This is a genomic window from Actinomadura sp. SCN-SB (assembly GCF_043906805.1).
In the GTDB taxonomy this organism is placed as follows: Bacteria; Actinomycetota; Actinomycetes; order Streptosporangiales; family Streptosporangiaceae; genus Spirillospora.
Genome location: NZ_JBIMPP010000038.1, coordinates 60,979 through 73,431, shown reverse-complemented (window position 1 = coordinate 73,431; position 12,453 = coordinate 60,979). Strand labels below are relative to the sequence as shown.

The window sequence follows — 12,453 nt, the reverse complement described above, 5'->3', positions numbered from 1 at the left end:
TGGAAAAGGCTCAATCAAGTCATTAGACGCCAGATCTACGCCCTTTCTATGATCGGCCTGTGAAAGATCCGAAGACAGAGGCCATCGAAACATTCTTCGCCACCTACGCCGAGGATGATGCGGACGGTATACGCGCGGTGTTGGGTGATGACATCGGATGGACCATTCCCGGGCACCATCCACTGGCGGGAACCAAGCGCAGCGTCGAGGAGGTCATGGCCTTCTTCGCCGCATTGGGCAAGGCCGGTTCCAAGGCCGATACCATCTTCCTTGAAGCCGCCGACGAGTACGTCGTCGACATTCACCGGGGCTGGACGACCAAGGGAACCGGGAAGGTGGACACCCTCTGGGCCTTGGTGTGGCATTTCAACGCCGAAGGCGAGGTCGATCGCGTCTTCAATCTGTCCGGTGACCAGCATCAGATGGACGCCTTCGTCTGGGCCGACTACGCCCTTGCCCCTCTCCCCGGCCGGCTCGCCCCGTGAACACGCGGCTCGCGGTCGCGGTCATACTCGCGATCAGCCTCCTGGCGGCCGCCTGCGGTGGTGACGGCGATGCGACGAGCACTCCCACGTCCCCGGCGGCCCAGCCGGACGCGGCGCCGGTCGTCGACCAGTTCATCAGCGCGGCCAACGGCGGCGATGTCGACAGGCTCCGCGCGCTTTTCGCGGAGGACGCCCGCTTCGACCGGGCGGGCGCCCTTTTCGATGGCCGGGACGACATCATCGATCGTTTCCTCGAACCGGACGTCATCGACCCGGGCGGCCGCTACCGCGAGACGGGCCGTCGCGTTCAGAACGGGCGCCTGGTCGTGTCGTTCGTCTTCGACACAGGGAGCGGCGGCCAGGAACGCTTCACCTACGCATTCCTCATCCGCGACGGCCGGATCCAGGAGGTCGTGGGTCGCTACGCCTCATGAGGCCGGTACAAGCTGCCGCTTCAGGATCTCCGGCCTCTTTATCTCCGCCTTCGGGTCGAGCGGGTCCACTTACCGATGAGGACACAACAGGAGAGGGCATGTTCAATAACCGACTGGACCCGGCGGCCAGCCAGGCGCTGGGAGAGCAGGTGGTCGCCGGTGGGGTGGTGCTCCCCCGCAGCGGCTCCAGGGCTCATTTGACGCACGGAGCCGCAGGCGCCGTCGACGGGGTTTCGGGCATATTCGCCGGGAGGCGCGGCGACATCTGGGAGGGCGGCCCGCAGGAGGACCGGGGGCTGCGACTGTTCCCGCGGATGTGGCTGACGGCCGGCCCCGGCACGCTGGCGCTGTTCGAGCTCGCCGGGACGACCCGGCCCTGGCTCGGCGAGACGGTTTTCCGTGTCCCGCTGCGCGAGGTCACCACGTTCACAATGCAACCGCGGCTGGTCTCTTACAGGCTGCGACTGGGGTTCGGTGGCACGGCGGAATTGGAGCTGGAGGTACAGCGCGGTGTCGGTTCCAAGCGGCAGATAAAGCGGATCGCCGCGCTGCTCAGCCACTGATCATCTGGGGCCTGGGATGCCGCTGGAACTGCGTTTGATGCGTTACGTGATCGCGGTCGCCGAAACCGGCAGCTTCCAGGGCGCGGCGCGGCGGCTGCACATGGCGCAGCCGCCGCTCAGCCGCCAGATTCGCGATCTGGAACGGGAACTCGGCGTGCGGCTCTTCGAGCGCCACCCGACCCGGCTGACCGAGGCGGGTCACGCCTTCGTGGAGTCCGCGCGGCAGGTGCTCCGCGACACCGAACACGCCGTACAGCGTGCCCGCCAGGCGGGACGGGCCGAAACGGGAACGGTGGGCGTCGGGTACGGACCGACCGCGGCCTACGAGGAGATGCCCAAACTGCTCACCGCGATGAGCGAGCGCCATCCCGGGATTCGCTGCGAAGTGCGCGAGGACCGCGACGTCGACCTCGCCGCCGCGTTGGGGGAAGGACGGCTCGACGCGGTGCTCGGCCGGCTCCCGCCGGTCCCCACGGGCTGCGAAACCGAAGTGCTGCGCCGCGAGCCCTACATCGTCCTGGTCGCTGACGGGCACCGGCTGGCCGGACGCGGCGCCGTCCGTCTGTGCGAGCTGCGCGGCGAGACGTTCCGGTTCGTGGCCCGACGGATCGCGCCACGGTACTTCGACGGCGTCCTGGCCGCGTTGCACAGTACTGGAGAGACCTTCGAGGTCTGGGAGAACCCCGTTACCGGCCTGCGCACCTATCAGAACCTGCACCACGGTGGCTTCATGCTGGTTCCGTGCACGGTGTCCCGGCATCTGCCGGGCGGGATCGTCGCCCTGGAAGTGCTGGACGACCTGCCGCGGATCGACGTGGAACTGACGTGGCGTCCCGAAGCCGCGTCCCCGGCGCTCGCCGCGCTGGTCGCGACCGCCCGCGAGGTCGCATGCGCGGAGGGCTGGACGCGGTGATCCGCGGCCCAGCCCTCCGGTCTTCTTCCTCGGCCTCTCCGCACACTGCCGCCGGCGCCAGTGGCCCTCGGCTCGGCGGACGACCATCCGCGTCGCCTCCCCGCTTGCCCGTGGCGGCATAGTTCCGCCCCAGCTCTCCTTGCCGAGAGGGCGCCACTCGTGGCCGCACGGCCAGGAGATGCCCACATTGCCGGAGAACGGGCCCTGTCAGGCCGCCACGGGACGTTTCCGGGACGCGGAATCGTGCCTGCGCGAAGGCCGTGACTCCACAAGACTCGCCGTGTCTTGGAGGAGAGGGCGCCGCCTGAGCGGGCCCCTCCCCTGGTATTCAGCGGCCTTCGGATCGCGCTCCGAGGGGCCCGCCGTTGATCCTGATGACCTGGCCCGTCACCCAGGTCGCCGCGTCGCTCACCAGGTAGCCGACGACGCGTCCATGGAAGGCCAAGGTGGTGCCGGGGGTTGGCGTGGATCGACCACTCGACCGACTGGGGTTTCGGCGGAGTGGAAGATCCGGCGATAAGGGAGGCCGTCGGCGGCGATGCGGCACCGTGGTCGCCCCCCGGGACGCGGTCTTCTCGGCGATGGCCGCGCGACCTTGGCTTCCAGGTCCCGTGCCCTGGTCATCGTCGTCGTGGCGCCTTGCTCCGGTCAGACCATGCCACCGTTGATCGGCAGGACCTGGCCGGTCACCCAGCCCGCCGCGTCGCTCACCAGGAAGCCGACGACGGGTGCCACGTCTCCGGGCAGGCCGAGCCGGTTGAACGGGTTGGCGTGCATCACCCAGGCCACCGACTCGGGGGTCTCGGCGGAGTGGAAGAACGAGTCGTCGATCGGGCCGGGGGCCACGGCGTTGACGGTGATGCGGCGGCCTCCCAGTTCCTGCGCCGCCGCCTTCACCAGTTGCTCGACCGCGGCCTTGCTGCCCGCGTACAGCCCGTACAGGCCGACCGTCATCCGGGTGATCGTGGTGGACAGCAGGACGCAGCGTCCGCCGTCGGCGAGGTGCCGGGACGCGGCGCGCAGCGTCCAGAACGCCGTGCGGGTGTTGCGTCCGACGACCTCGTCGTACTCGGCGTCGGTGATGTCGGCGATCGGCTTCTTCAGCACCATGCCGGGCATGTGGACGACGATGTCGACGTGCCCGTGCCGCTCGATGACGTCGGTGAGCAGCCGGTCGGTGGCGCCCGGCTCGGTGGCGTCGGAACGGACGGCCTCCGCCGTCACCCCGTGCCCCTCAAGCGTGGCGACGGTGGCCTTGGCGTCGTCCTCGTGGGCGGCATAGCTGATCACGGTGGTCGCGCCCCTGGAGGCGATCTCCTCGGCGATCGCGGCGCCCATGTTGCGGCTTCCCCCGACCACCACGGCGACCTTGCCTTGGAGGTCGCGGCTCGGCGTTGTCATAGGACTCCCATCGGTGATCAAGGGCATGCGACATCGCCCCGAGAGAGAAATGTCTTCATGTCCCGAGAACTGGAAATGCGTTTCGGGGCATTCAGAAGTCTCGGGCCGCACCCTTGCCACAGGCAAAGATCGGTTGGGTATGCGCTGATACCCCTGGGGTATCCGGCGTCCCAGCGCCACTGGAACGCATTTACCGCGCGGTGATCGGTGGACGCGCGTCCGCCCTGGTCAGGCGCCGTCCGGAGCCAGCGTGTTCACGAGGTCGCGCACCAGGGCGCGCTCGTCGTCGGCCCGCCACGCGACGGCCAGTTCGGTGGGCGGCAGGTCGGTCACCGGGATGGCCCCGATCTCGGGGCGCTGGTAGATGGGCACGTTGCCGGCGGCCAGCAGGACGATGCCGCTGCCCTGCTCGATCGCGGTGAACGTCTCGTCGGCGTTGGTCACGGTCGCGCCGATCTTGACCGGGTGGCCGCCGCGCTGGTCGAGGGCCAGCCAGTGGTCGCGCTGCGGGCCCGCGGCCTCGACCAGCGCCACGAAGGGCTCGTCCAGCAGTTCGGCGAAGGCGACCTGGTCACGCCCGGCCAGCCAGTGGTCCTTGTGGAAGGCCACCCAGCGCGGCTCTCGCGCCACCACCCGGGCACGGACCGCCAGCTGCGGGGGCAACGGCAGCCAGACGAACGCCACATCGACCTGCCCGTCCGCCAGGCCCGCGCTGGGATCGTCCCAGTCGATCTGGCGGGGACGCAGCCGCCAGCCGGGCCACCGCCGCGCCAGCACCGGCCGCACCGGCGCCAGCAGCCCGCGTCCCACACTGGTCGCCAGCCCCACGGTGAGCACGGCCGCCTCGTCAGCGGCGGCCTCGGCGACCGCGCGCCGCGTACGGTCCCACGAGTCCAGCAGCTCGCGCGCGGCGGGCAGCAGGACCCGGCCGGGCGCGGTGAGCGTGACGGTACGCCGGTCCCTTTCGAGCAGCCTGACGCGCAGCGTGTCCTCAAGTTGCCGGATCTGCTTGCTGAGCGCGGGCTGGGATATGAACATCCGCTCGGCGGCACGAGTGAAACTGAGTTCTTCGGCCACCGCCACGAAAGCGCGCAGCCCACGCATATGCACGTCCATAACTACCGGTTATTAGAGCAGCTATTGGACCCTCGGCACAGCCGTACCTCGAAGTTGGCCACGTCCGGCGCCCGGCCGGAGCTTTCCGATCAGAAGTGCGCACGCCCCTGACCGAGCCCTTGCCCCCTAAAAGAGGTCACGGCCCCCCTTCAGACGTATGTGAGATTCTCCCTCCAGCGATGGGTCCAGTTGCGTGGCAGGGGTGATGGTGGCGCCCGCGATGTCGATCTGGTTCGCCGGGCCGCGCAGCCCGGTCAGCACCGCGCCGTCCAGGTTGGCGTTGGCCAGCACCAGCGTGGTGTGGCTGGCGTTGTCGAGGTGTGCAAGACGCAGGTCGGCATGCATTAGGCGGAGTCTGTCGAGGGACGCGTCGCTCAGGTCCGCCTCAGTGAAATCGGCGCCGTCCGCATCAGCCCCGTCCAGGACCGCCTTGTGCAGCCATGCGTCCCGCAGGGTGGCATCGCCGAGCAACGCCGAAGTGATCGAGGCGCCCGTCAGGTCCGCGTGGGAGAAGTCCGCCCGGCGCAGGTCGCACTCGTCCAGCCGGGCCTCGCGCAGATCGGCCCCGGTCAGGTCCGCACCGTGGAGGATCATGTGGCTGAGATCGGCGCCGTGCAGGTCGGCGTGGCGGAGGATCGCCCCGGTGAGGTCGAGACGCTCGAGCCCGGTGCCGACCCAGCACCGGTCCACCGCCAAAACACGCAGGCACGCCTGTAGGTCGGCGCGCAGCGTCCGTGGCGCCCGCCGGTCCGGCGGTCGCTTCTTCCGGCGTGAACGTTCGGCGTGTGTCTCCATGCGCACGAACGCGCTGAGCACTTCGGCGACCATCCGGGCATGGCGCCGGTCCCTGGCCAGCTGGCCGAGGGCGTGGACGGCCCCGAGCCGTACTTCGATCCTGTCGTCGCCCAGTTGGTCGATGGACCTGGTGAAGCGCTCGATCTGCTGGCCGCGCCGCAGCGTCTGGACCTGGCGCCAGGCGACGAACGCGGTGATCAGCACGGCGGCGCCGCCGATGGCCTGGACCAGGGTGCCGCGTACGGCATTCCGCGCCTGCGCCAGATCCGTGACGTTGCGGACCTGAACCTCGGGGGAGGCGGCTCCCAGGATCGTGGGGTCGGGCGGGGGAACGAGCCGGTTCGGCAGGGCGAAGACCGCAAGTCCCAGCAGCACCAGCACCGCCGACGTCAACAGCGTGGCGACGGTGAGAGCGGCCGGCCCCCGCCAGTCGATCCGGCGCCGCAGGGGTACGCCGACCTTCGGGAGGTCCGTGCGATACCGGAACAGCTCCTCATGCATGCGTCGCCTCCCCATGCAGTTTCGCGGACGCCAGTGAGTAGGAGTGCACGAGCAGTTCGGACCGTCCGCCATCGACGACCAGCGCGCCGATGGCGAACACGAAACGGTCGGCCTCCCGTATGGCCGCGGCGCGTTCCCTGAAGGACCGGGCGCCACCGAGGTCGGCGACGAGCCCGATATGGATCCGGCTGATCGCCTCGATCAGTTCGTCGAGGCTGCACAACGGATGCTCCGGTCGCCCAGACCCGTACATGGCCTTGATGTGCTTGCGCGCTTCCGCGGGGCGGAACCCGAACTCCCTGCTGAGTTCGGCCTCCTCACGGACGAACGAGCGGGGCGGCACGGTGGTCCACGTCGAAGCGTTCCGCCCATAGGTGCCCAGGATCTGGTCCAGTAGACCGGAGACCCTGTCCTTGCGGAGCGCGACACACACGCTGGCGATAGCCCTGTCCGCTGCGGTACGGCTGCCGCGCGCGCACTGGCGATAACCCTCGCGCAGATCGGGAAGGCGCCCGAGCACCACACGAAGGTGCGGCATCTGATCGTTCTGATGGCCCGGTGGCTTGCCCCTCAAGCGCGACCACCTCCCCGCGACGGCCTGCGATACGAGCGTGCGTCAGCGGGCGAACGACTGCCATCGCACCGTCCGTAACCGGCCTGGCGGGTACCGGAACCGGCCAGCCGACCTCATTTCGGCCGTACGGGACGCGGCACCGTGCACGTCAACCACTACGCGCCGGACGAGCCCGGCGGGCCGTCCAAGGACCACTGGTTCAGCATCAAGGTCGACTATCTGATGACCGGTGGGCCGGTCGCCGTGGTCTCGGGGATCCGCCAGGACGACGTGCCCGCGAACATGAAACGGGCGACGCCGACCTTCTACCAGTCACCGCTCGGCCACAGGCACGACCGCATGGGATTCTCCTGGGGCGTCGTGCAACCCGCGTGCCACCAGATGGGGACGGGCCCCGCCCCGTTCTCCCCCGCCGGCCCGGGACCCGACGGCCGCTGGCTCAAGGGCTACACCGTCAAGGACGCTCCGCTGCCGATCTGGAGCGACCCGGACATCCAGCCGCCCGACAACCCGCCCAACTGCGCGTTCACCGGCCCCGGCGAGTGACCCCGGCGCGCCGGTCACCCGGAGTGGTGTTCTTCGACGATGACCTCGCCGACGGGACGCCGGACGGTGGTGAGCCCGGGGCCTTCCGGGATGCCGAGCCGTAGCAGCACCTGCGGATGGTGCCCGTTGGTGAGTCTGGTGCGGATGAGCCCGCGCAGTTCGGGGATTTCCAGGGCCTGGGTGTGGAAGGCGGCGGCCAGGCCCTCCTCGGCGGCGGCGCGCAGCAGCATCCGTTGCAGCGCCTGCCCGGAACCGATCCAGTCCGGCGGCGTGTCCCCCGGCGTGGCGACGATCATGACGAGGCCGGTCGAGGGGTCGGCCGGCTCGTCGCCCACGGTGCCCCAGCCGTGGCCTCGGGCGAAGTCGCGGCCCGGGAAGTGCGGGTCGGTGGGCGGAATCAGCTCTGGGTAGGCGCCCTGGTGGACGCCATCGGAGCGGGTGCTGCCCGGCGCGGGCGCCCAGCGGGCCGTCTCGGCGGCGTGGGCGGGATCCATGCGCTGCAGATGCTCGGCGGCCTGGGTGAGCCCGGCCAGTGCCCGCTGGGTGTGCCTTTCCACGGCCTGGATCACCCGGGCGCCTTCGTGTTCGGCCTCCAGCCGCAGCGTGTTCAGCAGGGAGGGCTGGATGCCGGTGGGCTTGAACGCGCCGCGATGCGTGCGCCTGTGCTGGACGGCCCCGTACAGGCGCCGCGCATGCTCGTCCACCGGGATGGGGGCGCCCACGTGCACGTCGGCCAGCAGGTGCGGGCGGTCGGGGTCGGGCAGTACGCGCAGGTGCGCCTGGCGGCCCAGGGCCCTGAGGGCGACGCGCAGGGTGAACAGCGCCGCGCCACAGCTGATCAGCATCTCGCGTCCGTCGGGATCGGCGGCCTCCAGCCGCCGGTCGGCGTCGGCGCGGAGGGTGATCCGGGAACCGTGGACGCCGAACGTCCACGGCTGGGTGTTGTGCACCGAGGGCGCCCACACCGCCGCCCGCACGGCCTGCCGGACCTCCGCGGCCACGTCGTCGCCCGTGCACCTCGCCGGCTCCATGATGCCTCCCCTTCGTCGCGGCTCCGGTTCCCACCGCACCACCTGGGCATCTCGACCGGGAGGGGGCGAAGGTCGGCTCCTGCCGGGACCTTCGGCGCTTCGGCCACGGCCCGCCCGTGCCGCACGGTGCCAGAAGGGGCATACCAGCCAGCGAAGATCGGGAGCGCACCATGCTGATCGGTGAAGTGATGACGTCTCCGGTGGTGACCGTGCCCAGGACGGCCACCGTCCGCCAGGCCATCCGGGTGCTGCACGAGCACGACATCACCGCCGCGCCGGTCATCGGCCCCGACGGGCGCATGGCCGGCATCGTCAGCGAGATGGACCTGCTGCGCGGCGCGTTCGAGGCCGATCCCCGTGCCTTCCTCCGCCCGGTGGCCGCGCCGGGCGAGCCCCCGCCGCGCCACGTCGAGGAGGTCATGACCAGCCGGGTGCGCACGGCACGGCCCACCTCCGACGCCGCCGGTCTGGCCGAGACGATGATCCGGACCGGTCTCAAGAGCGTGCCGGTCCTGGACGGCGACCGGCTGGTGGGCATGGTCAGCCGCCGCGACCTGCTCGCGGTGCTGGCACGCGGGGACGCCCGCATCCGCGACGACGTGATCGCCGCCCTCCGCGAGCACGGAGCCCAGGACCGGTGGACCGTCACCGTCCGGGACGGAGACGTCGAGCTGCGCGGTGAGGCGGACGAGAACGCACGCCGGCTGGCCGGGGTGCTGGCCCGTACCGTGCCCGGGGCCTCCAGGGTCACCGTCCGCGAATCCGCCGGCCGGAGCTAGCTTCGGCGGCCCGGGGCCGGACGTCCCGCGCCCACGGCGAGCTGCACCTTCCACATCAGGACGCGGAACCGCACGACGCCGCGCCGTAGCGCGGCCGTGTCGCGGGCGGCGCAGGCGGCGGCGATGTCGTCGGCCACGAGCGCGAGACGGTCGAGGCGGCAGGCGAGGAAGCGGGTGACCGGCGCGCTCCGTCCGGCGCCCGCCCGGATCGGAGGGGCGCGGCGCCCCCGATCGCCGCACGCCCCCGTGCCGTCGATGGTGCGGTGCCGGGCCGGGAGAGCAGTAGGGACTTTCGTCCCGAAGACGGGCGCGGCCTGGCCGCCCCACCGGGAAAAGGACGAAGGTCCCGGCGACTCCGGGTAGCCCAGCCCTGTGCCCCGCCGGGACGCGAGTGATCGACTGGAGACCGGGAAAGGAGATCTTCATGCAGGTCAAGCCCGCTCAGCGTTGCGTGGTCGTCGGCGTCGACGGATCACCCAACTCGATCGCCGCATTGCGCAGGGCCGCCCGCGAGGCACGGTCACGGCACGCTCGGCTGGACGTCGTGCACGTTCCCGACGCCAAGGCGACGGGGTTGCCGCGGCCGCTGCGGACGTTCAGGGAGTGGCTGCGGTTGCGGAGCCTGGTCGCCGACAACCTCGACCGCTCGCAGCATCTCACCACCCGCTTGCGCATCCTGTACGGCGATCCCGGACCGGTCCTGGCCGAGCAGGCGGCCCACGGCGAGCTGCTGGTGATCGGTGCCCGCGAGCACTCCGAACACGGCAGCCCCTTCGGGGGCCACACCGTCCCGGTCGTCCGGAGCAGGGCCACCTGCGAGGTCATCATCTGCGCGGACCATCACGCCGATTCGGGAATCGACACCGAGTGAGCCCGGGATGAGCCGCTGGCTGCTCGCCTACGACGGGTACGACCCGGACTGGGAGGGGGTACGGGAGACGCTGTGCACCCTTGGCAACGGGTACTTCGCCACCCGAGGCGCGCAACCGGAGGCGACGGCGGACGGCGTGCACTATCCCGGGACCTACATCGCGGGCTGCTACGACCGGCTGGCCTCACGGGTCGCCGGCCACACCGTCGTCAACGAGGACCTGGTGAACGCGCCGAACTGGCTGCCGCTGACCGTCCGGATCGAGGACGGCCCGTGGCTGCGGCTCGCCGCGCTCGCCTCCGACGGGGCGCTGCTGTCCCACCGGCAGGAGCTGGATCTGCGGCGGGGCGTGCTGACCCGGCTGCTGCGGTTCGCCGACGCGGCGGGACGGGTGACCCGGATGACGCAGCGCCGCATCGTGTCCATGGACGACCCGCATCTCGCGGCGCTGGAGACGACGCTCGTCCCGGAGAACTGGAGCGGCCGGATGGAGATCCGCTCCGCGATCGACGGGCGCGTGACCAATTGCGGGGTCGCGCGTTACCGGCTTCTCAACGGGTCGCACCTCGTCCCGGACGGTGAGGGAGCGCACGGCCACGAGGCGGTGTGGCTGTCGTGCCGCACGGCCACCTCACGGATCGGCATCGCCGTGGCCGCTCGCACCCGGGTGGACGCCGCGGCCGAGCGGAGGACGCACGATGAGCGCGGCTGGATCGGCCAGGACCTGACCGTGCAAGCCCAGGAGAGCGTTCCGGTCACGGTCGAGAAGGTCGTGGCCCTGTTCACCACGCGCGACCGGGCGATCGAGGAGCCGGCGGAGGCGGCGCGCAGGCGCGTCGATCGGGCGGGGACCTTCGATGAGCTGCTGGAGCGGCACGTGGGGGCCTGGGACCGGCTGTGGCACCGCTGCCAGCTCGACGTGGACAGGGAGGACGTTCAGCGGGCCCTCAACCTGCACACCTTCCATCTGCTGCAGACGGTGTCGGTGCACACGGTCGATCTCGACGTCGGGGTCCCGGCGCGCGGCCTGCACGGCGAGGCGTACCGGGGCCATGTGTTCTGGGACGAGTTGTTCGTCCTGCCGTTCCTCACCCTGCGGTTTCCGGAGGTCGCGCGCGCTCTGCTGCTGTACCGGTGGCGGAGGCTGCCCGAGGCCCGCCGCGCCGCGCGCCGGGAGGGCCACCGCGGGGCGATGTACCCGTGGCAGAGCGGCGCCGACGGGCGTGAGGAGACGCAGCGGCTGCATCTCAACCCGCGCTCCGGACGCTGGCTGCCCGATCATTCGCACCTGCAACGCCATGTGGGGCTGGCGATCGCGTACAACGTCTGGCGGTTCTACGAGGCCACGGGGGACGCGGAGTTCCTCGCCGAGTACGGCGCCGAGATGCTGCTGGAGATCGCCCGGTTCTTCGCCGACCTGGCCGTCCACGACAGCGAAGGGGACCGTTACGAGATCCGCGGCGTGATGGGCCCGGACGAGTACCACGACGGCTACCCCGGCCGCGATGAGCCCGGCCTGGACAACAACGTCTACACCAACGTCCTGGCCGTGTGGGTGCTGTGCCGGGCCCTGGACGTCCTGGCGCTGCTGCCCGCCGACAGCCGCGAGGGGCTGCGGGAGCGGCTCGGGCTGACCGGCGAGGAGATCACCCGGATGCGGGACGTCAGCCGCAAGATGCGGGTCGTCTTCCACGACGGCGTGCTCAGCCAGTTCGAGGGGTACGCCGACCTTGAGGAGCTGGACTGGGACGGCTACCGGCGCCGGTACGGCGACATCCGCCGCCTGGACCGCATCCTGGAGGCCGAGGGCGACACCCCCAACCGTTACCGCGCCTCCAAGCAGCCCGATGTGCTGATGCTGTTCTACCTGCTCTCACGCCAGGAGCTGGACTCGGTCCTGACCAGGCTCGGATACACGCCCGGACCGGACCTGATCGAGCGGACGATCGCCTACTACCTCCCCCGCACCTCCCATGGCTCGACGCTCAGCGCGGTGGTGCACGCCTGGCTGATGGCGCGCGTCGACGGAGAGGAGGCGTGGGAGTTCTTCCTGGAGTCCCTGCGCAGCGACATCGAGGACCGCCAGCGCGGCACCACGGCCGAGGGCATCCATCTGGGCGCGATGGCCGGCACGCTGAACCTGGTGCAGCGCTGCTACGCCGGCATCTCCACCCAAGGTCCCGTGCTGCACTTCGACCCCCGGCTGCCCACCGGCATCGGTCACGTACGCCTCGGCCTGCGCTACCGGGGCCACTGGGGCATCGACGTAACTTGCTCCCGCGACCGGCTACGGGTGGCGCTGCGCCACGGCGTGGCCTCCCCGATCGAGGTGGCCTGCGGCCCCGACCGGGTCACGATCGAACCGGGAGGCTCCTGGGAGACGCCGCTCGCCGATGGCAGGCTCCCGGCCCGGCACGCCTGACCTTGGCACGAGACCGCGGGGG

Annotated in this window: 14 protein-coding genes; 8 read left to right on the top strand and 6 right to left on the bottom strand. The window is 70.9% G+C overall.

Translation table 11 applies throughout. The features are described from left to right. Positions 1-59: 59 nt before the first annotated feature. From ACGWYJ_RS23565 to ACGWYJ_RS23550, 4 genes are all read left to right on the top strand, one after another. A complete protein-coding gene (locus ACGWYJ_RS23565; protein WP_395108453.1) occupies positions 60-485 on the top strand; it encodes a nuclear transport factor 2 family protein in 426 nt (141 codons plus the stop codon). Continuing rightward, positions 482-919 carry a nuclear transport factor 2 family protein gene (locus tag ACGWYJ_RS23560; RefSeq protein WP_395108452.1) on the top strand — a complete coding sequence of 146 codons (438 nt, stop codon included), beginning with the start codon at positions 482-484 and terminating at the stop codon, positions 917-919. The genes ACGWYJ_RS23565 and ACGWYJ_RS23560 overlap by 4 nt, the downstream gene beginning before the upstream one ends. A gap of 98 nt (positions 920-1,017) precedes the next feature. Continuing rightward, positions 1,018-1,482 carry a hypothetical protein gene (locus ACGWYJ_RS23555; protein ID WP_395108451.1) on the top strand — a complete coding sequence of 155 codons (465 nt, stop codon included), beginning with the start codon at positions 1,018-1,020 and terminating at the stop codon, positions 1,480-1,482. Between the two features lie 37 nt (positions 1,483-1,519). Next, entirely contained in the window at positions 1,520-2,395 is an 876-nt protein-coding gene (locus ACGWYJ_RS23550) for a LysR family transcriptional regulator (RefSeq protein ID WP_395108450.1), read from the top strand. A gap of 648 nt (positions 2,396-3,043) precedes the next feature. Here the strand turns inward: ACGWYJ_RS23550 and ACGWYJ_RS23545 are convergent. From ACGWYJ_RS23545 to ACGWYJ_RS23530, 4 genes are all read right to left on the bottom strand, one after another. Beyond that, complete coding sequence (locus ACGWYJ_RS23545; protein ID WP_395108448.1) at positions 3,044-3,796, bottom strand: SDR family oxidoreductase; 753 nt, start codon at positions 3,794-3,796, stop codon at positions 3,044-3,046. Between the two features lie 228 nt (positions 3,797-4,024). Further along, positions 4,025-4,900, bottom strand: a complete 876-nt coding sequence (locus ACGWYJ_RS23540) for a LysR substrate-binding domain-containing protein (RefSeq protein WP_395108447.1) — start codon at positions 4,898-4,900, stop codon at positions 4,025-4,027. Between the two features lie 138 nt (positions 4,901-5,038). Then, positions 5,039-6,208 (bottom strand): pentapeptide repeat-containing protein, encoded by a 1,170-nt coding sequence (locus ACGWYJ_RS23535; protein ID WP_395108446.1) that lies wholly within the window; start codon positions 6,206-6,208, stop codon positions 5,039-5,041. Continuing rightward, positions 6,201-6,782, bottom strand: coding sequence for a hypothetical protein (locus tag ACGWYJ_RS23530; protein WP_395108445.1), 582 nt, complete (start codon positions 6,780-6,782; stop codon positions 6,201-6,203). Before ACGWYJ_RS23530 ends, ACGWYJ_RS23535 begins: the two co-directional genes overlap by 8 nt. Before the next feature lie 141 nt (positions 6,783-6,923). On the opposite strand from ACGWYJ_RS23530, the gene ACGWYJ_RS23525 reads away from it, so the two are divergent. Next, positions 6,924-7,328, top strand: a complete 405-nt coding sequence (locus ACGWYJ_RS23525; RefSeq protein ID WP_395108443.1) for a hypothetical protein — start codon at positions 6,924-6,926, stop codon at positions 7,326-7,328. A 14-nt stretch (positions 7,329-7,342) separates the two neighbouring features. Here ACGWYJ_RS23525 and ACGWYJ_RS23520 read toward each other — a convergent pair whose 3' ends face one another. Continuing rightward, positions 7,343-8,359, bottom strand: a complete 1,017-nt coding sequence (locus ACGWYJ_RS23520; RefSeq protein ID WP_395108442.1) for an Acg family FMN-binding oxidoreductase — start codon at positions 8,357-8,359, stop codon at positions 7,343-7,345. A 170-nt stretch (positions 8,360-8,529) separates the two neighbouring features. On the opposite strand from ACGWYJ_RS23520, the gene ACGWYJ_RS23515 reads away from it, so the two are divergent. Then, positions 8,530-9,138 carry a CBS domain-containing protein gene (locus tag ACGWYJ_RS23515; RefSeq protein WP_395108441.1) on the top strand — a complete coding sequence of 203 codons (609 nt, stop codon included), beginning with the start codon at positions 8,530-8,532 and terminating at the stop codon, positions 9,136-9,138. On the opposite strand, the gene ACGWYJ_RS23510 is transcribed toward ACGWYJ_RS23515, so the two are convergent. Next, positions 9,135-9,275 carry a hypothetical protein gene (locus tag ACGWYJ_RS23510; protein WP_395108439.1) on the bottom strand — a complete coding sequence of 47 codons (141 nt, stop codon included), beginning with the start codon at positions 9,273-9,275 and terminating at the stop codon, positions 9,135-9,137. The two genes, ACGWYJ_RS23515 and ACGWYJ_RS23510, sit on opposite strands and share 4 nt — an antisense overlap. A 287-nt stretch (positions 9,276-9,562) precedes the next feature. On the opposite strand from ACGWYJ_RS23510, the gene ACGWYJ_RS23505 reads away from it, so the two are divergent. Further along, positions 9,563-10,009: a universal stress protein gene (locus tag ACGWYJ_RS23505; RefSeq protein WP_395108438.1), complete on the top strand. Its 447-nt coding sequence runs from the start codon at positions 9,563-9,565 to the stop codon at positions 10,007-10,009. A 7-nt stretch (positions 10,010-10,016) separates the two neighbouring features. Further along, positions 10,017-12,431, top strand: a complete 2,415-nt coding sequence (locus ACGWYJ_RS23500; RefSeq protein ID WP_395108437.1) for a glycoside hydrolase family 65 protein — start codon at positions 10,017-10,019, stop codon at positions 12,429-12,431. Positions 12,432-12,453: the final 22 nt, after the last annotated feature.